At 60.7% G+C, this 23,793-nt stretch carries 15 protein-coding genes; 5 read left to right on the forward strand and 10 right to left on the reverse strand.

From position 1 onward, the window contains the following. Positions 1 to 3: 3 nt before the first annotated feature. Together KUV26_RS09815 and KUV26_RS09820 are read right to left on the reverse strand one after the other, a co-directional pair. Positions 4 to 1,239: a glycosyltransferase family 4 protein gene (locus tag KUV26_RS09815; RefSeq protein ID WP_222508206.1), complete on the reverse strand. Its 1,236-nt coding sequence runs from the start codon at positions 1,237 to 1,239 to the stop codon at positions 4 to 6. Next, positions 1,236 to 2,462 carry a glycosyltransferase family protein gene (locus KUV26_RS09820; RefSeq protein ID WP_261398604.1) on the reverse strand — a complete coding sequence of 409 codons (1,227 nt, stop codon included), beginning with the start codon at positions 2,460 to 2,462 and terminating at the stop codon, positions 1,236 to 1,238. The genes KUV26_RS09815 and KUV26_RS09820 overlap by 4 nt, the downstream gene beginning before the upstream one ends. A gap of 391 nt (positions 2,463 to 2,853) precedes the next feature. On the opposite strand from KUV26_RS09820, the gene KUV26_RS09825 reads away from it, so the two are divergent. After that, positions 2,854 to 5,331, forward strand: a complete 2,478-nt coding sequence (locus tag KUV26_RS09825) for a mechanosensitive ion channel domain-containing protein (protein ID WP_222508207.1) — start codon at positions 2,854 to 2,856, stop codon at positions 5,329 to 5,331. Positions 5,332 to 5,541: 210 nt separating this feature from the next. Here the strand turns inward: KUV26_RS09825 and KUV26_RS09830 are convergent, their stop codons facing one another. The 5 genes from KUV26_RS09830 to KUV26_RS09850 are packed head-to-tail and all read right to left on the reverse strand — an operon-like array spanning position 5,542 to position 12,751. Next, the gene (locus KUV26_RS09830) at positions 5,542 to 6,888 is read right to left on the reverse strand and encodes a CoA transferase (protein ID WP_222508208.1); all 1,347 of its coding nucleotides are present in this window, start codon (positions 6,886 to 6,888) and stop codon (positions 5,542 to 5,544) included. After that, on the reverse strand, positions 6,885 to 8,039 hold the full coding sequence (locus KUV26_RS09835; RefSeq protein ID WP_222508209.1) for an ABC transporter permease: 1,155 nt from the start codon (positions 8,037 to 8,039) through the stop codon (positions 6,885 to 6,887). The genes KUV26_RS09830 and KUV26_RS09835 overlap by 4 nt, the downstream gene beginning before the upstream one ends. Then, complete coding sequence (locus tag KUV26_RS09840; protein ID WP_222503355.1) at positions 8,036 to 9,064, reverse strand: ABC transporter permease; 1,029 nt, start codon at positions 9,062 to 9,064, stop codon at positions 8,036 to 8,038. The genes KUV26_RS09835 and KUV26_RS09840 overlap by 4 nt, the downstream gene beginning before the upstream one ends. Beyond that, positions 9,064 to 10,977: an ABC transporter substrate-binding protein gene (locus KUV26_RS09845; RefSeq protein WP_222508210.1), complete on the reverse strand. Its 1,914-nt coding sequence runs from the start codon at positions 10,975 to 10,977 to the stop codon at positions 9,064 to 9,066. Before KUV26_RS09845 ends, KUV26_RS09840 begins: the two co-directional genes overlap by 1 nt. Then, entirely contained in the window at positions 10,970 to 12,751 is a 1,782-nt protein-coding gene (locus tag KUV26_RS09850) for an ABC transporter ATP-binding protein (RefSeq protein ID WP_222508211.1), read from the reverse strand. The genes KUV26_RS09845 and KUV26_RS09850 overlap by 8 nt, the downstream gene beginning before the upstream one ends. 451 nt (positions 12,752 to 13,202) lie before the next feature. Here KUV26_RS09850 and KUV26_RS09855 point away from each other — a divergent pair, with 451 nt between their 5' ends. After that, entirely contained in the window at positions 13,203 to 13,868 is a 666-nt protein-coding gene (locus KUV26_RS09855; protein ID WP_222503358.1) for a TetR/AcrR family transcriptional regulator, read from the forward strand. 31 nt (positions 13,869 to 13,899) lie between these two features. Here KUV26_RS09855 and KUV26_RS09860 read toward each other — a convergent pair whose 3' ends face one another. Next, positions 13,900 to 17,322: an indolepyruvate ferredoxin oxidoreductase family protein gene (locus KUV26_RS09860; RefSeq protein WP_222508212.1), complete on the reverse strand. Its 3,423-nt coding sequence runs from the start codon at positions 17,320 to 17,322 to the stop codon at positions 13,900 to 13,902. Between the two features lie 146 nt (positions 17,323 to 17,468). Between KUV26_RS09860 and KUV26_RS09865 the strand changes: the two genes are divergently transcribed. Beyond that, on the forward strand, positions 17,469 to 17,927 hold the full coding sequence (locus KUV26_RS09865) for an Lrp/AsnC family transcriptional regulator (RefSeq protein ID WP_222508213.1): 459 nt from the start codon (positions 17,469 to 17,471) through the stop codon (positions 17,925 to 17,927). Between the two features lie 56 nt (positions 17,928 to 17,983). Here KUV26_RS09865 and KUV26_RS09870 read toward each other — a convergent pair whose 3' ends face one another. Continuing rightward, positions 17,984 to 18,376: a DUF3307 domain-containing protein gene (locus tag KUV26_RS09870; protein WP_222503361.1), complete on the reverse strand. Its 393-nt coding sequence runs from the start codon at positions 18,374 to 18,376 to the stop codon at positions 17,984 to 17,986. A 233-nt stretch (positions 18,377 to 18,609) separates the two neighbouring features. Here KUV26_RS09870 and KUV26_RS09875 point away from each other — a divergent pair, with 233 nt between their 5' ends. Both KUV26_RS09875 and KUV26_RS09880 read left to right on the forward strand, forming a co-directional pair. After that, positions 18,610 to 21,567 carry an ABC transporter transmembrane domain-containing protein gene (locus tag KUV26_RS09875; RefSeq protein ID WP_222508361.1) on the forward strand — a complete coding sequence of 986 codons (2,958 nt, stop codon included), beginning with the start codon at positions 18,610 to 18,612 and terminating at the stop codon, positions 21,565 to 21,567. Positions 21,568 to 21,597: 30 nt separating this feature from the next. Beyond that, the gene (locus KUV26_RS09880) at positions 21,598 to 22,449 is read left to right on the forward strand and encodes a fumarylacetoacetate hydrolase family protein (protein WP_222508214.1); all 852 of its coding nucleotides are present in this window, start codon (positions 21,598 to 21,600) and stop codon (positions 22,447 to 22,449) included. Between the two features lie 184 nt (positions 22,450 to 22,633). Here the strand turns inward: KUV26_RS09880 and KUV26_RS09885 are convergent, their stop codons facing one another. After that, the gene (locus KUV26_RS09885) at positions 22,634 to 23,728 is read right to left on the reverse strand and encodes a Zn-dependent alcohol dehydrogenase (protein WP_222508215.1); all 1,095 of its coding nucleotides are present in this window, start codon (positions 23,726 to 23,728) and stop codon (positions 22,634 to 22,636) included. Positions 23,729 to 23,793: the final 65 nt, after the last annotated feature.

Consider the following 23,793-nt stretch of genomic DNA (forward strand, 5'->3'; position numbering starts at 1 on the left):
AATTCAACGGTCCTGCAGCATTGCGCTCAGCCGCTTGGAGAGCTGGGCAATGCCTGGGTCCATTCTGAATTCCGAGCGCAGCCTCGCCAGCGCGGCCTCAGCCAGTTCCGCCAGTTTTTGAGGGTGCCGGGCAGCGTAAAGCAGGCTTTCAGCCAACGCCTCGGGACTGTCTTCGCTAAGCAGTCCGTGAATGCCGTGGTCAATGAACTCCGGGATCGCTGAAACAGGGGTAGACAGGATCGGCAGCCGCTGGGAGGCAGCTTCCATCAGTACATTGGGCAGTCCGTCACGGTCACCATCCGCCGCCACGCGGCTCGGCAGCACGAACAGGTCCGATGCGCGCATGGCTTCGATTACCTCGGGCTGGTCACAGGCACCCCGCCACGTTATGCGGTGAGCGATCCCGGCGTCCTCCGCCATTCCCTGCAGCAGGACACTCAGCCCGCCGCCGCCAATGTGGGTCCAGTGCCAGTCAAGGCTTGAAGGCAGCAAACCCAGCGCGGCGACCAGGCGGTCGAAACCTTTCTTCTCCACCAGACGGCCGACGGACATGAAACGCACCGTCTCCTGCGGCTGGCGCAATTGGCGATCTGGCGGTGCCGGGAAGCGGCCAAGGTCCAGCCCGTGATAAACCAGATCGACCCGTTCCGGCGTGTCAGCCAGTTCTTGCAAATGCTTAGCGCCGAAACCGGTGCAGGTGGCACCAAAGGCCGCACCATGGTGAGCGGCAGAGAGCTTCTCTTTGAGCTCCCAATCAGGCGAGGTCCATATGTCCTTGGCGTGGGCCGAAAAGCTCCAAGGCAGGCCGCGCATGATTGCTGCATAGCGTGCCACTGACGATGGCGTATGCAGAAAATGGGCGTACAGACCGAGGACTTCACCGGGCATTTCCGCAGCCAGCACACAGGCCTGGCCGAAGCGGCGGATGCGGTTGGGTGACAGGTCGCGGCGCAAGTCGCTGCGCCAGACACGGTAGGCCTCTGCGTAACCAGGCAGCTGCTGCGCCACAGCTCGGGCTCGCCAGACCCTATGCGGCTCTTCATGCAGATACTCAGGCAGATAATTCACCTGCGCTTTCAGTTGCCTGTGCAAAGGATGGCGTTTTTTGTCGGTAGGGTGGCGGAGGGACCATATCACGAAAGCATGGCCCGCAGCCTCGAGGGCTACCAACTCCTGCGCGATAAACGTCTCGGACAGGCGCGGCCAGCCCTTGACCACCACTGCAAGGGGCGTGTTCATTCAGCTGCCTCTCTGCGAGTGTCCTGAAGCAATGCGGCAACTCTGCGGGTCACATAATCAAGTCCGTCCAGAAGCCCTTCGGAACCAGCCGCCGAGGGCGGGGGCTGGTCTGCAAGCGCACGAATGGCCTTGGCCAAGGCGGGCGCGGTCCAGCCATCCCGGGTTTCGTCCAGCATGGTGGTGAGGCCGATTTCTTCAGCCCGGCTTGCACGGATCCATTGCTCCAGACGCGGGGTGGTGCGTGGCACGATCACAGCAGGTTTGTCAAATGACAGGACTTCGCAGAATGTGTTGTAACCGCCCATGCAGACAACGCCCTGAGCGCCAGCGAACAGGGTTTCGATTTGCGACTCGAACCCCACCGCGGTGACGCGGCCATTCAAGCGCGCCACACGCTCTTCAAAATCCTCGCGGGTCTCACCTGACAGGAAAGGGCCGTAGACCAGAACCGCGCGGGGGGAGAGTGCGGGGTCAGCTTCATAGGCCGAAAGCACCAGATCCACCATCATTTCGCCATCACCGCCGCCGCCTGCGGTGACCAGCAGGTAAGGCTGCTCGGGCGGCTCGCCTACCTGGCCAAGATCGCGGCGCAGGTAGCCGGTCCAATGCATCCGCGCCTGCATTTCAGGAGTGAAGGGCAGGCCTTCCGTCGGATCATAAACAGACCGGGGGCCATAGACCCAGATCTCGTCGTAGAAATCACGGGTGGCTTCTACCGCGTGCTTACGTTTCCATTCCGCCGCCAAAACATCAGGGTCATCAAGAACATCCCGCAGGCCCAGCACCATTTTGCAGCTTCCGCGCGTCTTCAACAGGTCAAGCGCCGGCATCAGTTCTCCACGAAAGCCAGTAGGTTCCTTGTCAGCAACCAGAACGTCCGGGTTATACTGTTCAACGGTCGACCGGATCAGAGCCGCACGGAGGTCGGCGGTTTCCTCAATGCTCATGCCCATTGTGCGCGATGCATAGGAGCCATCAGAGCGCTTGATGACACCGGGAAGGCGCACATGGTCGACCCGGGTCGGGAAGGAAAACCGGCCTGCGACCGGTGAGCCCGTGAGGATCAGAGCCGATGCGTCAGGGTTTGCTGCGGTGATCGCACCGGCAAGTGCCCGCGACCTTCGCAGGTGACCCAGCCCGAAAGTGTCGTGGCTGTAGAACATGATCCGGGGGCCGCGCCTGCCGGTGTCTGCCGGGGAGTGGGTGGTGCCATTGTCCGTCATATGATTGCCCGGAAGGAAAGCCTGCAAGCGCGAGGCTGCGGCCAGGCTGCGGAGGCGCCGGAAGCAGGCCAGCCTGTGCTGCCGCTCGTTTCCAGGCGCATGCTTTCATGCTCCGCCATCTTCCGCCTCAGTTTGCGTGCCCGCTGGCCGTTTGCGGCAGGGGCGCGGTAGGTATTTGTTTTGCCGCTTCCGGCCAGGCTGATTGCTGCCGGGCCGCGGCATTGCGGCTTTCTGCCCTATGGCAGATATCTGAGTTTGTATAGCCCGGAGCCGGAGCGCTTGCAATCATGCCGCATTGTTGCAGGGCGTACGGCAAATTGTACGCGCGCCATTTGCGCAACGCGCCGGCAGGTGATTAATTTGACGCAAGTTTTCAGAAGGGTAGCCTGCCATGCTGCATACACTGGTCCGTTTTCTTCTCTGCCTGCTTCTGAGTCTTGGCCCGGCATCTCACGCCGGCGCGCAGAAAAGTGACCCAGCTGGGCCAGAGGCGCTGTCCCGGGCGATCGAACAAGCGGCGGAAAGCGGCGTCAGCGTGTTGGTGGTCGACAGCAATGGGCGGTTGCTGAATGCGCCGCCGGATGCCCAGCAGGCAACGGCCAATTCTGCAGCCGGTGTGATGGAGCAGCCGTCAGCGCTGATGAAGGCGCAATCGAGAGTTGCCGCATTCCGTGCAGAACTGAACAGCCGCTTGGAAGCGCTGCCCTATTCCGTTTTCGAGATGCAATACATCTTGCGGCAGACCAGCCCGGACGGGCGCATTATGACCTATGTGGAGGTGTTGGGCTGGAGTGTGCTGTTCCTGCTGATCGGCCGCTGGCTGTCAGTGGAGATATACGGAAAGCGTTTTGCCAAGAGGTTCGTGGTCGCTCGAATCCTGAAAACCCCTGAAGGATACCAGGAGAAGATGCCCTTTCTGGTTTTCCGCTTCCTTATGGGTATTGGAGCCACAATCTTTGCGATGATCTTTGCCGCGCTGGTTTCGTATCTGATTTTTGGCGCGTCGGGTGATCCCTCCATCGAGTTTACCGTGACAGCGATCTACACCGCCTACTTCCTGGCGCGGACCGTGTCGGACCTATGGAGGATGGTGCTGTCGCCATTTCTTGCGCAGTACCGTATCCCGGTATTCTCTGACCGGGACGCCAAGCGGCTGTATATCTGGGCGTCCTTGCTGGCAACCTACGACATCTCGTCGACGCTGTTTGCGACCTGGGTCGGGGACTTCGGGCTCAACTACAACGTCTACGCGTTGGTGTACGGTGTTCTTGCGTTGGTAGGGACACTCGGCAACCTCTTGATGGTGCTGGTCAACGGCCGCGCAATCTCAAATGCCATCCGCGCTGGCCGCCCGCCTGAGGACTGCTCATGGCTGGTGCGGCTCCTGTCAGTGGCATGGGCGCCCGTGCTGATGTTCTACATGATATTCGGCTGGTTCAAACTGGCCTTTGACCTGGTCCTTGAGCATGAGGTTTCGGTTCCGCTGATGGCGGGAAGCTACTTTGTTCTGACCACGATACTGGTGGTGTACGGGGCCATTAATTACCTGATTGAAAGGTATTTCCGCCGCATCCGCTCTGGCCGTGCTGCGCTGAAAGGGGGAAAAGAGTCTGAAGCGCTCGAACCGAGCGCCGGCGAGGATGGCAGCAGGGAACCGGCAGATGAGACGGCTTTTCCGGGAACTGGTTCATCTGTGCAGCCAGATACCATTGCCGCCGGAGACAGTGCAGCAGCCGAGGCAATGCCAGCGGGAGCTGAAGCTATTGGGGAACTGTACGACAGCACTGAAGAGATGTCCGAGCAGGCGAAGCATCCGATTGCCACTTACGAGGATCTGGCCCGCCGCGTCGCGGGGATCCTTGCCTTTGTCGTCGGGGCTTATTCGCTGGTTATGGTCTGGAACCCGGATGCCAGTTGGCTCAGAACCACTGCGGCAGAACGTGCAGTGGATGTGACTGCCATTCTGTTCATCGGGTACATTGTATATCACCTGTTCCGGATCTGGATCGACAGCAAGATTGACGAGGAAGTCGGGGACATCCCTGAGGCCGAACTGGGGGATGAGGGCGGTGCGGGCGGGGCCAGCCGGCTGGCTACGCTCCTGCCTTTGTTCCGGGGCGCTATCCTGGCTGTAGTGCTGGTGTCGATTGTCCTCATTCTTCTGTTGGAACTGGGGATCAACGTCAGTCCGCTGTTTGCCGGTGCGGGCGTTGTCGGCCTGGCTGTGGGTTTTGGCTCGCAGACGCTGGTGCGGGATATTTTCTCAGGCGCGTTCTTCCTGATCGATGATGCCTTCCGCAAAGGCGAATACATCGATATCGGCGATGTGAAGGGTACTGTCGAGAAGATCTCGGTCCGCTCTTTCCAGCTGCGTCATCACCTTGGCGCACTGCACACCATACCCTTCGGCGAGATCAAGGTGCTGACCAACTATTCCCGTGACTGGGTGATGATGAAGCTGCCCCTGCGGGTCACTTATGACACCGATGTTGAGAAAGTCCGCAAGCTGATTAAAAAATTGGGACAGAAGCTGATGGAGGACCCTGTCGTCGGTCACACCTTCATTCAGCCGCTGAAATCGCAGGGGGTGATCGAAATGCAGGATTCTGCGATGATCATCCGGGTGAAGTTCATGACCAAGCCGGGGGATCAGTGGATCGTCCGCAAGAGGGTGTACCAGGAAATCCGTGAACTGTTCGCGCGGGAAGGCGTGAAGTTTGCCCATCGTGAGGTCACTGTCCGGCTGGCGCCGGATCAAAATGAAGAAGCAACCTCCAAACAGAAACAGGCGGCTTTGGGAGCCGTGCAGGCTGCCATTGAGGAAGAGATGCCGGAAGACATGGGCGGACCTGGCGGTGAAGACCGTTGAGTTGTTTCGCCAGGGAAACAATTCGGTTCTGCAATGTTTTGATGGCACGTTCCGGTGGGATCAGGTTTGGGGATTTCTGCTGCGCAACGTTGCTTAAGGCAGTGAATTGGCAACTAGGGAGAAGCTGAAGCTTCCCGGCCGGTTTTATCCCGGTCCGGAAGATAGCGCAGGGATTGGACTTGAGGCTTCGCGGAGCTCTGCCGGCGCTTCCTAGCCCGGCCAGAAGGCTGGGGCACTGCAGCAGCGGGTTGCCGGCAGGTCCCAGTGCATTCGGGTCGTGCTTAAGTTCAGTGGTGCGGCGAGGCGATGGCCGGGCCCCCAGCCAGTGTTCTCTGTTCGCTGAACATAGTCTTGTTCCGCGGGCATGGTCAGTTCCATGCCCTCAGCTGTTTGTTGTTTTCCGGCGAGCAGTTCAGCCGTGCGGGCAAGAGAGAGGCGGGCGGACGGGGCCGTTTCACCTCGGGCCGCTGCGGCTAAAGCGCTGAGCACTGCCGCTGCCATCAGATACCCTGTCGCGTGGTCAAGGGCCTGTACCGGCAGAGGGTGCGGATCGCGTGATCCTGCCCAGTCCCGGCCCGCATCCGCGATGCCAGCGCTCATCTGCACCAGGCTGTCGAACCCGCGGCGGTCAGCCCAGGGACCGGTCCAGCCGTAAGCATCCAGAGCTGCTTCCACAGCGTTGGGCGCCAGCTTGCGACGGGTTGCGCTGTCATATCCAAGGCGATCCAGCGCTCCAGGGCGGTAGCCGTGCACCAGCACATCTGTCTGGGCCAACAGGGATTCGAAAACCAGCCGGTCTTCGCCCTTGGTCAGATCAAGTGCGGCCATCCGCTTGCCCAGCGATATGTCGGCAATAACCCCAGGCTCGTCCCAGCCGGGGGGGTCGATGCGCAGCACATCGGCGCCGAAACCGGCCAGGGTTCTGGTGGCGACCGGGCCGGCCAGGACGCGGGTGAGGTCCAGCACCCGCAAGCCGGCAAGGGGACGTTCTGCCGTTGCCTGCGGCCGGTTCCCGAGTCTGATTGAGCGGGGTAAGTTCCAATCGATCAGAGGCTCTGCCGCCACCGCGCGCCCCTGAGGATGCTCCTGCCATTCCGCGCGGCTGCGCATGGCGGCAGCTACACCGCCTGCAGACACAACGGCGCTTTCCAGAGCTTCTGACTGCCAGTGGCTGACAGCTTCGGAAACGGCGTCGCGTTCAGCCTGGCAGCCCAGCACGCGCAAAGCAGCTGTACGGTGATGAGGCAGGTTTGTGTGAAGGCGGATCCAGCCGTCCGCAGTTTCGTAGTTGCCGGCAACGGGATCCCACAGACTGGGCAGCTTCCAGCCATCAGGGCGGAAGCTGTAGCCGAACCAGAGTGCGGCCAGGCGCTGATCAATAACGACATCAGGCGCAGAAGGAGCGAGATGCAAAGTTTCAATCAGCCTTGCCAGCTCAAGCCCGACAGCCGCAATCGAGGCGGTAGCGAGTTCGGTGACAGCAAAGGCGCTGCGCCACCGGCCGCTCCCGTTCAGGCGGAATTGGCCCGCGGCGGGTAAGGCGGCCAGAAGTGTCAATGCTGATAGGGGTCCAGGCTGTCACGCAGCCCGTCGCCAAGGAAGTTGAAGGCAAGCACGACGACGACGATCGGCAGCATCGGAATGGCCAGCCAGGGGTAAATCTCCACAGATGTCAGGTTCTGGGCGTCGTTCAGCATAACCCCCCAGCTGACCGCCGGCGCGCGCAGGCCGAGGCCAAGGAAAGACAGGGCGGTTTCACCCAGAATCATGGCCGGGATCGAAAGGGTAGCAGAGGCAATAAGGTGTGACATGAAGTTCGGCAGCAGATGCTTGCGGATCACCCGGCCGGAAGACGCCCCCATCATTTCCGCGGCGCGGACATATTCCTCTTCCCTAAGAGACAAGAACTTGGCGCGAACAGACCGGGCAAGGCCGGGCCAGTCCAGAATACCGAGAATGATCGAGATTATGAAAAACACAGCAACCGGCGACCAGTTCGAGGGAACTGCCGCAGAAAGCGCGAGCCACAAGGGCAGTTCGGGCAGTGAGCGCAGGATCTCGATCACCCGGTTCACTGTCCAGTCTACGCGGCCGCCGAAGTACCCGGCGACACTGCCGAAGAAGATGCCCAGAACGAAAGAAACCGTGATCCCGATCAGGCCTACTGTCAGGGACAGCTGGGCTCCGTAAGATACCCGACTGAAGATATCGCGCCCCAGGCGGTCTGACCCCATAATGAAGATCGTGGCTTCCTCGCTGGCACAAAACAGATGCCGGTTGCTTTCGATGAAGCCGGCCAGGTTGTAGGTGCTGCCTTCACAGAAGAACTTGAGTTTGAGCGGGCGCGAGGTGTCCGGCTTGAACTCCCACTGGAAAGTCTCGAGGTTGGCCTCGGAAGTCATCGGGTAGACGAAGGGGCCGATAAACTCCCCTTCGTGGAACAGCTTGATCGATTGCGGCGGTGAATAGAGGTGTTCAGAAAACCGCTGGTTGGGGCCGTAAGGAGCGATGAAGCCGGCGAATGGGATAAGGAAATAAGCAATAAAGAGGAAGATACCGGAAATCAGACCCAGCTTGTGGGTCTTGAATTTGCGCCAGACCAGCAGCCAGTTGGGAGCGTCCAGATCCTTACGCTCCAGCTCCAGCAAAGACGCTTGCGGATCGAAGGGCTCATCATCGACATAGCGTCCGTCGGGCAGATGTGTCATGCGTCGCGCCCCTCGTAGCGGATTCTGGGATCAAGCAGCACCAGCAGCACATCCGAGATCATGGTGCCGATCAGGGTGAGCAGGGCGACGAACATCAGTACAAAGCCAGACAGGAACATATCCTGGGTCTTCAGCGCCGTAAGCAGGGTTGGGCCGATGGTTTGCAGGCCCAGAACCACCGACACCAGCACGGACCCGGAAATCATTGAGGGCAGCAAATTGCCGATGTCGGCCACAAAGGGATTGAAGGCCACCCGCAACGGGTACTTTGCCAGCATGCGCGACGGTGCCATGCCTTTTGCGATGGCGGTCTCCACATAGGGCTTGCCCAGTTCGTCCAGCATGTTGGCGCGCAGCCGCTGCATCATGGCAGAGGCACCGGCTGTGCCGATCACGAAGGTTGGAACAATGAGGTGGACAAGGATGGATTTCACCTTCTCCCAGTTCATCGGCACGCCCTCGAATTCAGGTGCCATTAGCCCGCCGATCGGCAGATCAAACCAGCGGTGACCGTAGTAGAACAGGATCAGGGCCAGCAGGAAGTTCGGCGTTGCAAGCCCCAGATAGCCGACAAAAGCAGTGGTGTAGTCGACCCAGGTGCGGGCGCGGGCGGCAGCCAGTACGCCCAAGGGCAGGGCGACGGCATACACAAAGATGACAGCAGCCAGATTCACCAATACGGTCAGCCACAGGCTGTCGCCGACAATATCGGCCACTGGGCTGTCGAATTCGAAGGACCAGCCGAAATTGCCCTGGATCATGCCGGAGAACCCGTGCGGGCCCGGCAGGAAGCCCATCCAGATCATGTATTGCTGCCACAGCGGTTTATCGAGCGCGTATTCTTTGCGCAGGAATTCGGCTTTTGCCACGCCGGCGGACTGACCGGTCGCCTGCAGTTCGGCAATCTGGTTCGACAGGTAATCGCCGGGCGGCAGGTTGATAATGACGAACACAAGCACCGAGACCACCAGCAGTGTCATCAGCATGGTGCCAAAGCGGTAGATGGCGTATTTCAGTATTTCCATCAGTCCAGGCCACCCTCGAAGAAAAACTCATCCGGCCGGTAGACTCCAAAATGTGCGCCGGGATCCCAGGCCCAGATCGCCTGCTCAGGCACGTTGCGCAGCCGGTTGCTGACGACCACAGGCTGCGGGGCAGCAGCAACCACGCCAATAGCGTAAACCTGTTCGGCATGGATCTGCAGCATGGCGCGCCAAGCTGCCATGCGCTCGGATTTTGTCGTGGCCATGTCCCAATCCTGCAGCAGGGACAGCAGCTGCTGGGCCGGTTCCATATCCGGCGGCTCGCCTGCGCTGCCGCCGGTTTGGTAGAACTGTCCCCATTTCGGCCAGGACAGGAACACCTGATCAGTAGGTGCCAGATAGACCGGTGACGTGTAGGACTGAGGCAGGCCATTGTCCCAGCCGAACCAAGCGGAAGCCATGGCACTGCCGGAAAAGACGCGGTTCCTCAGGATGTCGCGGTCCAGCGGCCGCATGATCAGCTTAACCCCGACGTCGCGCCAGTCGTCGTAAATGATCTGCAAGGCGTTTTCTACTTCCTGCCGCTCGCCTGCGGTTTCCACCACCAGTTCCATCAGGCGGCCGTCCGGCAGATAACGGATGCCGTAGCCGTCCTTTTCGGTCAGCCCCGCCTCGTCAAGCAGGCGGTTGGCCTGCTCCGGATCGAACTGCGCCCAGGCTTCACGCAGGGCGGGATCGAACAGTTCGCTCTGCTCAAGAACTGTCATGGCACCCGGCTTGGCAAGGTTGAAATAGAGTGCCCGGTTGATGGCGCGGCGGTTGATTGCGAGCGATAGTGCACGCCTGACCCGCACATCGCGCAGGATTTCCCGCCAGACCGGATCGCGGGCATTGAGGTTCGGATAGATAGCGATCTGCGACGCGGCGCCGTTGCCCCATAGGTAGGTCTTGTACCCTGAATTGTCCTTTTCACCCTTGCGGAGAATTGGAATGTCACGGAAATCCAGCCCGCGGGCCTGCAGATCCGCTTCGCCTGCGTTCGATTTGGCGGCAACCAGCCCGGAGGTCACGATTTCCATCTCCACAGTGTCGATATACGGGAGCTGAACGCCGCGGCTGTCAATCCGGTGATAATAGGGGTTGCGCACAAATTGGTGCCGGATCTTCTTGCCCGGCGAGGCGTTGATCCACGGTTGCAACGTCGGAAGTTCGTGGTTATCGAACTTGTACATGTTGTCGTACTTGTTGTGCAGCGCGGCCCAGCTTTTGACGCGGGCGTAGTCAACCTCCTCGGCCAGTGTTTCCTGGTCGGCATAGTCCGCATGAAACTGCTTCAGGTACTTGGCTGGCCGGTAGATAAAGGGCGGCCGGGCCTGAGCCAGCATGTGCAGGAAACTGGGGTTTGGATCGTCCCATTCGTAAACCACGGTAGTCTCATCCGGGAAGCTGACCCTCGGCAGCTTCCCCATCACACGCAGGAAATCCGGCGGGCCGGCCGGGCTCAGCAGTTCGTTATTGGCAACATCCTCCCACCAATAGCGGAAATCGTTAGAGGTAAACGGGTCGCCGCTGGACCAGCGGTGGCCGGGGCGCAGTTTAAGCGTGTAGCGGCGGTTCCCTTCGTTTTCATATCCCAGCAGTATGTCGGGGTTCAGCTGGTATGTCTCGTCATAGCCCGCCAGCCGCGCATAACCGTAGACCACCATCTGCCGGATATCTTTGGAGCGCGTGACCATGGTGTTCAGCGTTCCGCCCTGCACGCCGAATTCGCGCCCCTTTGCTTTCAGATTAACGATGAGCGGTGTGTCCGGGAGGCGTTCGGCAGCAGGCGGCATATGGCCCGCATTGACTTCGGCGCTCCAGAAACTGCTTTCCTGAATTGGCGGGGCAGCCAGGGAAGCAAGCGGTGCAAGGCAAAGCGCGGCGGCCAGTATGGGTTTCAGAGCCTCAAGCATGGCAGCGGACCTTGTGGCCGGGTTCCAGGTGTTTCAGGTTCACCAGGGGCGGTGCGTTGATACCGTTGAACCGGAACGCCTCCGGCCAGTGCTCCGGCGCGCCCGCGCCCTGTGCTACAAGTTTGAGATCAATCGGCCGGTCAATGTCAGGCTCCGGCTGGGCGGCGATCAAAGCCTTGGTGTAGGGATGCTGGGGATTGTAAAACAAGGTTTCCGGTGGTGCCTGCTCCACAATCAGACCGCGCCGCATCACAGCAACCTCATCCGCGATCCGTGCCACAACCGCAAGGTCATGACTGATGAACAGGTAAGACAGGTTGTGACGGTCGCGAATATCTTCCAGCAGCCGCAAGATCTGTTCCTGAACCGAGACATCCAGTGCAGAGGTCGGCTCGTCGCAGACAATCAGCGCCGGGTCCAGCATCAGGGCGCGCGCAATTGACAGGCGTTGGCGCTGGCCGCCGGAAAAGGCGTGCGGATAGCGCTGCAGCATGTCAGGCGACAGTCCGACAAGGCGCAGCATCTCTGCTGCTTTTTCGCGCCGCTCTGCACGGCTTCCTATGCGGTGTATTTCCAGCGGTTCCACCAGCGTGTCGTGAATGCGCATTCTGGGTGAAAGCGAGGAGTAGGGGTCCTGGAACACCATCTGGGCCTGTTTCTGAAAAGCCGTCCGGGTTTCGCGGTCCATTTTGTGGACAGTGACCGGGGAGCGGCTGGCGTCGGGCCGGAACAACACTTCGCCGCCGGGGTCAGGTGGCTCTGCACCCAATGCGATGCGGGCAGCGGTGGTCTTTCCAGATCCGCTTTCACCGACAATGGCCAGTGTTTCACCCCGGGTCACCCGCAGGTCAATCTCCCGGCAGGCATGAATCAGGGTGGGGGCCTGCCATCCCTTTCCGGCCCGCAAGGTATAAGTCTTGGAGACCGACTTCATCTCCATGATGAGATCATCGCGCGAAGGTGGGATCGCAACGACCGCTGCATCCGGGATTTCCGGCGCGGCATCAAACAACGCCTTGGTGTAAGGGTGGGCTGGAGAGCGCAGCATGGGTTCGGCACGGCCCGACTCCATGACCCGACCCTTGTGCATCACCACGACCTGTTCGGCCATGTTGGCGACGACGCCCAAGTCATGGGTTACCAGGATCATTGCCATTCCCGTTTCGCGCTGGAGATCCTTCATCAGCCCAAGAACCTGCGCCTGCGTGGTCACGTCCAGTGCAGTGGTCGGTTCGTCTGCAATCAGGAGGTCCGGCTTCGCGACCATCGCCATGGCAATCATCGCCCGCTGGCGCATGCCACCTGACAGTTCGAACGGGTAGGAGCGGTAAGTGCGCTCCGGTTCCGGAAAGCCGACCCGCTCAAAACACTCAAGAACAACTTCGCGCGCCTCGCGTTCGGTTTTGCGTCCATGCAGCCACAGCACCTCAGACACCTGATTTCCAATCCGGTGCAGCGGCGAAAGCGAGCGCATCGGTTCTTGAAAGATCATCGAGATCGTGTTGCCCCGCACGTCGCGCATCAGACGTTCGTCAAGCGAGGCCAGATCCATCTTCTTGCCGCGCGTTTCCAGCAGGATCCGGCCGGAACGCAGTTGCGCCACCTTTGGCAAGATACGAAGAACCGCCCGGCAGGAGACCGTCTTGCCTGAACCGCTTTCCCCGACCAAGGCTAGAGTTTCACCCGGCTGGACGGAAAAACTCACGTCTCTGACAACGGATTCTCCCTTGCCAAAGCCGATGCTGAGGTTTTCTACGGACAGCAGCGGACGCATTCAGATTTGTCCGCCCAGCTGTTTCAAGGCGCTCATAAGATCGTGCTTTCCCCTGTTTTTTTGCAACACCTTCGCGCGCCAGAGGCTGTTTAGTCAAACCCCATTTGGCCAGATGCCCGCTGCACAACGGAAATTTGACTTGTTTCCCTTGCAGCACGTTGCAGGCGCAACGGCCTGGCGACGATCTTCGCACGCTCAGCACGCTCAGCACGCTCAGCACGCTCAGCACGCTCCACGGCTGGCGGCGCCAGAGAAGTATCACCCACGGTCGCAATGGTTCAGGGGTCAGAGTTTTGCTGCGGAGCAGCCTGACGCCAGCAATTGGCGGCAGGTGTGGCGCCAGTGTCACTCAGGTATGGCCGCAAAAAGGAGGGGGCAGAAGTGCTGTGTTGGCGCCGGAAGGCGGGCCGGCGTAGGATACCGGAAACCCTCACGATCTGGAAGGCCGCTTATGCCGCAAAAAACTGTTCTGCATCGGGATGACCCGGAGGCCGAGCCGCTGGTCGGCAACATCAAGGTCACCCGTAACGACTGGCTGAACGTGGCGATGGATGTGCTGATCTCGGACGGGGTGGAACAGGTCAAAGTGCTGGCGCTGGCAGAGCGAATGCAGGTGTCGCGCTCCTCATTCTATTGGTATTTCAAGTCGCGTCAGGACCTGCTGGACGCGCTGCTGAAAACTTGGGAGCAGACCAACACTGCCGGTATGGTGCGCCAGGCCGAAGCCCCGGCTAAGACCATCACCGGGGCTGTGCTCAACGTGTTTCACTGCATAACCAACCCTAACCTTTTCAATACCGCGCTGGATTTTGCGGTGCGGGACTGGTCCCGCCGTTCCGGCAAAGTGCGCAGCCTTCTGGACCGTTCCGACCGCCGCCGGGTTGAGGCGCTGACGGCAATGTTCGCCCGCTATGGTTATCCGGAACGCGAGGCGATGACGCGGGCCAAAGTGCTCTATTACATGCAGCTCGGCTATGACATGGCAGACCCCAACGAAAGCCATGCCCACCGGCTGGAGGTAACGCCGGAATACCTCAAGGTGTTCACCGGGCGCGAACCGCTGCCGGAGGAAATGGAGGCTTTTACCGAGTTCACCCGCCAGCACTGGGACGTGTAACGAGCCGGCCTGGATGGGCCGGCGGCGAAGGTTACAGGCTGCTGAGCGTTTCCTCGGCCTGTGCGCGGACTTCCTTGGCGGCCTGCAGGCGGACCGGGCCGTAACCGCGGATCTCCATCGGTGCTTTCAGCAGCTTCAGGATGGCTTCGCGCTTGTCCGTGCCGTAGCGGCGCGCGACTGTGTCCAGAACCCTTTCATACCACGCCAGCAGATCACGGTGCAGCCGGGCCTCCTCGTGATAGCCGAAGATGTTGAAGGCCGAGCCGCGCAGCGCCTTGCCCTTGGACAAGACGTTCATCGCCGGGCGCAGCCAGGCGCCAAAAGCCCGTTTCACCGGTCGCCCCCGCGCATCCCGCTTCCAATTCATCAGCGGCGGGGCAAGGTGGTATTTGACAGAGAAATCGCCCTCGAACTCCTCCTCCAGCTGATGCCGGAACCCGTCGCTGGTCAGCAGCCGGGCGACCTCATACTCGTCCTTGTAAGCCATCAGTTTGAACAACGACCGGGCGGCTGCGGCGGTCAGCTCTTCCTGCGCCTCGCGGGGCAGGGCGTCGCGGAACCGGTTCAGGGCTGCGGTGTAGCGGCTGGCATAGGCCATGTTCTGATAGCCGGTGAGGAAGGTGGCGCGGCGTTCGATCAGCTCGTCCAGCGTCTCCTCTTTCTTCGGAGTCTCCTCGTAGTGACTGGCAACCAGGTCCGGGTCCACCGCCATTGCGCGGCCGATTGCGAACGCGAGGCGGTTTTTGTCGATCGCAACGCCATTCAGCTCAATCGCCTGATCCAAAGCCCCGGCGCTGACCGGCACCAGACCCTTCTGCCAGGCGAAGCCCAGCATCATGACGTTGGCCAGCACCGCGTCGCCCAGCATCTTCTCCGCGGCCTCGTTGGCGTTGAAGCCGGAGAGGTTCTGCGGGCCGACGGCATCGGCGATGGTCCGTTCACGCACGCCTGCCATCAGGTCGGCATCGCGGCGCAGCACCAGGTCGCCGGTGGGCATTTCCGCCCGGTTCAGCACCACCTTGGTTCCGGCACGGTAATGGACAGAAGCCTTGGGCGCTGAGCTCACCACCACGTCGCAGCCGATAACGGCATCCGCGCCGCCTTGGTCGATCCGCACCTGATTCAGTGTCTCAGGGGAAGTGGACAGCCGGATGTAGCTCAGCACGGTCCCGAACTTCTGGGCAAAGCCAGTGAAGTCCAGCACACTGGATCCTTTGCCCTCCAAATGGGCGGCCATGGTGATCAGCGCGCCCACGGTGACAACGCCGGTGCCGCCCACGCCGGTGACCAGAAGGTCAAAAGGCTCCTTGAGCGATGGCAGTTCGGGCGCAGGCAGCTTGGCAGTCAGCGCGGCGGCGTCCAGCCCGGTGGTTTTCTTCTTGCGCCGGGTGGCCCCTTCGACCGTGACAAAGCTGGGGCAAAAGCCGTTCAGGCAGGAGAAGTCCTTATTGCAGGTGGACAGGTTGATCTTGCGCTTGCGGCCAAAGGGCGTCTCCTTCGGTTCCACGCTCAGGCAATTGGATTCCACCGAGCAATCGCCGCAGCCCTCGCAAACCAGATCGTTGATGAAGGCAAAGCGTTTCGGGTCTTCCAATTTTCCGCGCTTGCGGCGTCGGCGCTTCTCAGTGGCGCAGGTCTGTTCGTAGATCAGCACGGTGACGCCGGGGATATCGCGCAGTTCCCTCTGCACCGTGTCCAGCGCGCTGCGGTTATGAAAGGTTGTACCTGCCGGGAAGTCGCTATGGCTGAACTTTCCGATGTCGTCCGAGACCAGGGCAATCCGCTCCACCCCTTCAGCGCGGCAGGTCTGGGCGATGCCATGCACCGAGACCGGCCCGTCCACCGGCTGGCCGCCGGTCATCGCCACCGCGTCATTGTAGAGGATTTTGTAGGTGATGTTGGTGCCCGCCGCGACCGCCTGGCGGATCGCAAGGGAGCCGGAGTGATACCAGGTGCCCTCGCCGAGGTTCTGGAACACGTGTTTGTTCCCGTTGAACTGCGAGGCCACGGTCCAGGGCACGCCTTCGCCGCCCATTTGCGCATAGCCCGCGGTCTCCCGGTCCATCCAGCTTGCCATCACATGGCAGCCGATGCCGGAGAACGCCTTGGAGCCCTCGGGCAGCTTGGTCGAGGTGTTATGCGGGCAGCCCGAGCAGAAATAGGGCGTGCGGGTGGCGCCGGGCACGTTCAGCACCTTGGGCGGCTCGGCAGTCAGCGCCGCTGCCTTGGCGGGCAGGTTTTCTTCGGGGAAGAACTTGTCCAGCCGCGCCGCGACGATGGGCGCCAGCAGCAGCGGGCTCAGTTCGCCGGTCCAGGGGATCAGCGGTTCGCCCTGGCTGTCGTATTTGCCCACCATCTTCTCCGGCTTGCTGCCGGGCCAGTCGTAGAAGTTCTCCTTGAATTGGCTCTCGATGATGCCGCGCTTCTCCTCGACGACCAGCACCTCCTGCTTGCCCTTCACGAACTCCAGCGCGTCGGAGCGGTCGAGCGGCCACACCATGCCGACCTTGTAGATGTCGATTCCAAGGCGGCGGCAGGCGGCCTCGTCGAGGCCTAGGAGCCGCAGCGCCTCCATCAGGTCGAGATGCCCCTTGCCGGTGGAGACAAAGCCGAAGCGCGCGTCCTTGATGTCGTAGATGCGCCTATCGATCGGGTTCGCCTCGGCAAAGGCGCGCACGGCATCCAGCTTGGCGTGGATGCGGGTTTCGATCTCCGGCGAGGGAAGGTCGGCACGGCGGATGTGTAGTCCGCCGGGATAGTCCGGCAGCTCGGGATAGATGAACTCGCGGTCCGGCTGCAGCTCGACCGAGCGCGCGCTTTCCACGGTTTCCGAGACCGCCTTAAAGCCGACCCAGGTGCCTGAGTAGCGCGACAGCGCAAAGCCGTATTCGCCGAAGGCCAGGTACTCCGACACATCGGCCGGGTTCAGCACCGGCATGAACCAGGACATGAAGGCCACGTCCGACTGATGCGGCATCGAGGAGCTGACGCAGCCGTGGTCATCGCCCGCAACCACCAGGACGCCGCCCTTTTTCGAGGAGCCATAGGCGTTGCCATGCTTCAGCGCGTCGCCGGAACGGTCGACGCCCGGGCCCTTGCCGTACCACATGGAGAAGACGCCCTCGACCTCGCAATGGGGGTCAAGAACGGCCTGCTGGGCACCAAGAACAGCGGTGGCGCCAAGGTCTTCGTTGACGGCGGGCATGAACTTGATGCGGTTTGCCTGCATCCGCTCCTTGGCGCGCCAGAATTCCAGGTCGACCCCGCCCAGCGGCGAGCCGCGGTAGCCCGACACAAAGCCCGCGGTGTTCAGGCCGGCATCACGGTCGCGGCGGGCCTGGTCCAGCATCACCCGGGCCAGCGCCTGGGTGCCGGTCAGGAACACCCGGCCCTTGGTCATTTCGTAACGGTCATCCAGTTTGTAGCTGCGGAAATCGTGGCTCAGCTTGGTCATCGCGGCGGAATCCTTGCGCGGAAGATCTGTTTCCCGGAAAAGTAATCCACCCAGACTGAACAGATTTGCCTGAATTACTTGTTTTGCGGCCAGTTGTGGTTGTGCTATCCATAATTCGCGGCCTTAATGGAGAAAATGACCGATAAATGAAGATCGACGACCGCGACCGCCGCATCCTGACGCTGCTGCAGGAAGATTCCCGCATTTCCAATGCAGACCTGGCAGAGGCCGTGGGCATGTCCGCGTCTGCTCTTTGGCGGAGGGTTCGGGCGCTTGAAGAGGCTGGCATTATCGAGCGCTACGGTGCCGTGGTGAATGCCCCGGCAATGGGATTGAGGTTCCAGGCGATTGTGCACGTGCACCTGACCCGCCATGACCCGGACAAGCTTGTGGAGTTCATCCGTGCGGTGGAAACAAGCCCGCTGGTGCAGGAGTGCTACGCGACGACTGGTCAGGCCGACTACCACTTGCGGGTTCTTGCCCCGGACCTTGAGGCCTACAACCGGTTTTTGGAGAGTTTTCTGTTCCGCCTGCCCGCAGTCGCAAGTGCCCAGACCAATGTGGTGCTGCGCACGATCAAGCGGGACAAGCCTGTGGTACCCTGAAAAAGCTGACCGCTGCACCGATCGCCCATGGCAGGATCATAGCGCGCCACAGCACCTTACATCGCTGCGTATTTCACCCAAGCCCAGGCCATTGCAAGGTAGGTCAGCTGGTGCAAGGCCTGATCCGACCCCAAGGCTTGCCAGAACATGGCCTGTTGCGGGTTCAGTTTCTTGCGTTCGGAGAAACGGGCCTTGCCGAAGTCGATGTGGAAGTGGACTGCCCATTCCAGAACAGCAAGTATCAGAATGAACATCAAAGGCGCACCGAACAGAAGAAAGACCAGAGCGGAGCCGATCACGTGAACACCCGCATGCTGGGCCCGGCCCATATGGGCATATGCACAGCGGCCTGAAAGCATCTTGGGGGTTTGCAGGAAGAAGTCCCCAAACAGATGCTTGACCTGCAGGGCGCAGAGCAGCAGTAGAACGGATCCGACATATTCCGGCAAACCAGTCTGCCTCCTAAAAGTGTACCTGGCTGGAACCTTACGGATTTTTTGCCGCCTGGCAAATGCTGTGACGGCAAGATGCCGTAACGGGACGGGACGGCTTTCTTGCCATTGCCTGTGCCGGCCAAACCGCGCTACCCATAGTGCACTTTGTCTCTGTCTGCCTGCTATGGAGCATTCCCATAGAACGCTCTCTGTTCCATTTTATTTGGAAGTACTCCAAGCGCGACCAACTGGTGCTGCTGGTGGTCACGGCGTGTCTCTTTCCTCTGCTTTATCTGACCCTTGAGCTGCCCAAGCGCATTATCAACGACGCAATCGGCGCTGAGAGCTCAACGATCACGGTGCTGGGGCAGAGTTTTGACCAGCTGACATTCCTTTGGATTCTCTGCGGTGCGTTCCTGCTGTCGGTGCTGTGTCACGGACTGCTGAAAATGCGGATCAATACCATGAAGGGGGTGCTGGCGGAACGGATGCTGCGCCGCTTCCGCTACCAGCTGATCGCCCGCGTCCTACGCTTCCCTCAGCCATATTTCGAAAGGGTCAGCCAAGGCGAACTGGTGTCGATGGTAACGTCCGAGTCAGAACCGATGGGCGGGCTGATGGGCGATGCGGTCAGCCAGCCGGTGCTGCAGGCCGGGCAGATGCTAACGATCCTGTTTTTCCTTTTCCTGCAGAATTTTTGGTTCGGCATGGCGGCAATTGCGCTCATTCCGCTGCAGGGCTGGCTGATCCCGATGCTGCAAAGGCAGATCAACCTGCTGAACAAGAAACGCATCAAGCAGGTGCGGGCGCTTGCCACGGAGATCGGTGAAAGCGCAGCCGGAGCCTCGACGCTCAGGATCAATGGCGGCTGGCGCTACCGCATGGCGATCATAACTGCCCGGCTTGGGCGGCTTTACGAAATCCGGTTCCAGATCTACCAGAAAAAGTTCTTTATGAAGTTTCTCAACAACTTCATTACCCAGCTGACTCCGTTCTTCTTTTATGCGGTCGGCGGGTATCTGGTGCTGCAGGGGAAGGTTTCTCTGGGCGCGCTGGTGGCGGCATTGGCGGCCTATAAGGATCTGGCTTCGCCTTGGAAGGAGCTGCTGGCATATTACAACCAGACCCAGGACATGAGCTTGCGCTGGGATGTGATCCTGGAGCGTTTTGCCCCGCAAGGCATGATCGACGAAAATCTGCTCAGCGGCGAGCCAGAGGACCTCGGGCGCCTGCAGGGCGATATCAAACTCGATACTGTGAGTGTGAGGGACACAGACGGCAATCTGGTGCTGGAAGAGCTGAGCGCGACCTTCCCGGCGGGGCAGGTCGTAGGCATTGCGGCGCCGTCCGAGGAGGACAGGCGTGCCCTGGCTGAACTGCTGACCCGGGAAATTCTGCCGTCCTCCGGAACTGTGACGGTGGCGGGGCAGAGCCTTGCCGGGCTTCACCAGGCGACTGTGGCTGCGCGGATCGGTTATGCCACGTCGCGTCCGGTTCTGTTCCAGGGGTCTTTCGGCGACAACGTGATGATGCCGATGCGGATGCGACCGCTGGGCGAGGCGCGGAATCTGCAGCAACTGGAAATCGCAAAGCTTGCAGGCAATAGCCCGGACCCTTTTGATGCCCCGTGGCTGGATCCCGAACTGGCCGGTTTCTCCAGCGAGGGGGAGCTGCGCAGCTGGTGGCTGAAGCTGGTAGAGGGGATTGGCTCGGACACCGCGCTTTTCCGGCGCGGTGTAGATCAGTATTTTGAGACGCCTGCGCACCCGGAGCTTGCTGAGCAACTGGTGAAGTTGCGGTCGGTGGTGCGGAAGGCGATCGAAGATGCCGGGCTGGACGTGCATGTGCATTTTCTTGACGAGGAAAGCTATAACCCGGCCCTGCCGGTCGCGGAGAACTTGCTGTTCGCGGCGTCTCAGGAGGCCCTGACCGGTGAGATGCTGCACCGGCAGGGAGAGTTCCTTGACCAGCTCAAGCAGCTGGGACTCGATGAAGGGCTGGTCGCGCTGACACGCGATGTGGTCGAGATGCTGCGGCAGATTTTTGGTATGGACGGTACAGGCCATCCGTTGTTCCGCAAACTGGGGCTGGATGTGGAAGCCTATGAGGCCGCGCTGGCGCTGGCGGAAAAACCTGGTGTCACCGACGCCGCAAAGCTTAGCCGGGAAGAGCTGGCGCAGCTGTTGATTGTGCCGTTCACGATCTCCGCGGAACAGATCGGGCCGGCCTTTGAAGACAGGATGAAGGAGCGCATCCTCGGCTTCCGCCGCAGCCATGGCGAAAGCCTGCTGAAGGCGTTGGGTGCGGGGTTTGTACCGTTCAGAGAAGATGCTTTTGCGCCCAGTTTGACGGTCCTTGAGAATGCTTTGTTCGGCAAAATTTCCGACGCCGCCGGGGCCAAGGCGGATGAGGTGCGCAAGTTAGTATCAGATCTCATGATTCACGAAGGGCTACGCGATCAAGTGGTGGAGCTGATCTTTGATATGCCGATCGCTGTGGGCGGGCAGGGCCTCGCAGCCAGCTTTGCCGAACCGCTGGCTTTCTGCCGGGCAACCATCAAGCGGCCGGATATCCTGATACTTGATTCCGCAATGGCAAGCTATGATCTGGAAACGCGCGTTGCCGTGCACAAAAACCTGCGCAAGCTGCTTCCGGAGACAACCCTGATCTATCTGGCCCCCAGCTTTCAGAACCCTGATGTATTCGATGTGTTCTTTGAGTTGCGCCAAGGGCGGCTGGTCAGCGATGAGGCCCAGGCCACGGCAGCCAGTGACGGGGCGGCGAGCCAGGATCTGGCGCGCAAGCTGCGGGCGCTGGAGCAGACGGAGTTGTTCTCCGGTCTGAACCGTCGCCAGTTGCGCCTCTTGGCATTTGGTGCGCGGTGGTATGAGGCCAAGGCTGGCGAAGTTGTTTTTCTGAAGGATGATGAAGCCAAAGACGGGGCTTACATGATCCTTGAAGGCGAGGCGGGTTTGTACCTGCCTCAGAAAGGCGAAGAGGATCGTCTGATCGCAACTGTGGGTCCGGGAAGGCTGGTTGGAGAACTTGGATTGATCCGCCATGAACCGCGGGCACTGAGTATGATTGCGGAGAGTGACCTGCGCTGTCTGCGGATAGGCGAAGAGGAGTTTTTGGCAGTGGTTGAAAACGATGCCTCCACGGCGTTTAAACTGCTGCAGGTGGTTGCGGGCTACGTCTCCAACTGATCCGGGGCAAGGTAATAGGGAAGAACGGAAATGAAGCTGCTGCGATACCGTGCGGGTAAGGAAGTGCTGCCGGGGCTGCTGGACAACAGCGGCATAATCCGGGACCTGTCAGGGCATGTGCCGGACATCACGGGAGCGGTTCTGAACGACGCTGTCCTAGCCCGTCTGGCAGCTTTGGATCCCTCAGAGTTGCCACAGGTGGAAGGAAAACCAGACTTGGCCCCCTGTGTCGGACAGTGTGGCAAATTCCTGGGAATTGGACTCAATTACACTGATCATGCCGAAGAAATGGGCATGGCGTTGCCTGAGCATCCGATCCTCTTTCTCAAGGCTACTTCCTCGATCACTGGGCCAAATGACGATGTGGTCCTGCCGCGCGGGTCAGTAGCAACGGACTGGGAAGTGGAGCTGGGCGTAGTAATTGGCACCGCAGCTAAATACGTTTCAGAGGAAGAGGCACTGGAGCACGTTGCGGGCTATTGCGTGGTCAACGATGTGTCCGAACGGGACTACCAGACCAAGCTGACAGGGCAATGGACCAAGGGCAAGAGCTGCGACACCTTCGGGCCTATCGGCCCTTGGCTGGTGACGCGGGATGAGGTGCCTGACCCGCAAAAGCTTTGGTTGGCCTGTGATGTGAACGGCGTACGGCGCCAGACAGGCAGTACCAGTAGGATGGTGTTCACTGTCGCGCAGATCATCTCGCATCTAAGCCAGCTTATGACTCTGCATCCCGGCGATGTGATCGCAACGGGGACCCCGCCGGGAGTTGGTATGGGCGCCAAGCCAAAGCCGGTCTATTTGAAGTCCGGGGACGTGATGCAGCTGGAAATTGAAGGGCTGGGAGTACAGACCCAAAATGTGCGGTCTGACAGCCGCTAGCTCAGCGCTGGTACGCATGTCCGTCGCCGCCGTTTAGAACTCCGTCGCGCTTCACTCTAGTAACGCAGGCTGGAGGCAGGGCCAGGCCGGCGAAATTACCCGCTGGCCGGAGGCTGGCAGCGGAGTCATGGCGAGGCCAAAGCGCCTCGGAGCCTTTCTTTCGGCGCTCAGTTTTGCGTCATGTTCAGCCTCGGTTGAAAACGACAACATTCCGCCTGGCACGGCCGGCTTTGGTGTCGGCAATCGCTTCGTTGATCTGTTCGAGAGACCAGCGGCCGGAGATAAGTTCATCCAGCATCAGCCGGCCCTGTTCATACAGATCCACAATCCAGGGAATGTCGCGCTGGATCACTGTGTCACCCATCTTGGAGCCGATCAGACCCTGGCCCAGCGCAGCGAGCACGACGGGTTCGTAGTCAGCTTTTGCGCCGGAATGCGGCATGCCGATGAGCACTGCCTTGCCGCCGCGCGCCAAGTAACGCGGTGCCTGATTGTAGGCGGGAATGGCGCCGGCGGTGACCAGAACTGCATCCGCACCGCGTCCGCCAAGCGCCGCATGAACAGCCTTCCAAGGCTTTTCTTCGGCCGCAAGCACTCCGTGGGTGGCGCCGAACTCCATAGCTGTTTCCAGTTTTCCGGGGCTCATGTCGACTGCTACTATGCGGCGAGCGCCGGCGATGCGTGCGCCTTGGATCGCGTTCAGGCCAACACCGCCTGCGCCGATGACCACAGCGTCCTGGCCGGGGCGGAGACAGGCCGCGTTGACCGCCGCGCCAATACCGGTGATAACGCCGCAGGATATCAGCGCCGCTGCGTCCTTGCCCATATCTTTGGGTATCTTCACGATTTGGCGCTGGTCTACGACCACTTTCTCGGCAAATGCGCCGCAGGCCATGGCTTGGTCCAGGGGCTGGCCGCCTGCGGTCTTCAAAGGGCCGTTCACCGTGTCATATGGCGTTTCGCAAATCACCGGTTTCCCGCCCGCGCAAGATGAGCAGGTGCCGCAGCTTCGAATTAGGGTAACTACCACGGAGTCGCCCCTCGCGAATCCTTTCACGCCTGTGCCAAGCCCGGTGACCACCCCGGCGGCCTCGTGGCCGTAGACCGCAGGAAGATGGCCGCCCCAGGCACCTTCAGCGAAGGAAATGTCGCTGTGGCAGATCGCGACCGCGTCCAGTGTGACCTCGACTTCGCCTATTCCAGGCGGTGCCAGCTGCACGTCCTCAATAACCAGCGGGGCGCCGAATTCATGGCAGACAGCGGCTTTGATAGTTTGCATGGTCTCACTCCCGGTTTTCAGTCAGGGTGACGCGCCGGAGTGCCAGCTTCAAGCGGGATTACGCA

The organism is Leisingera daeponensis (assembly GCF_019801465.1).
Taxonomy (GTDB): domain Bacteria; phylum Pseudomonadota; class Alphaproteobacteria; order Rhodobacterales; family Rhodobacteraceae; genus Leisingera; species Leisingera daeponensis_A.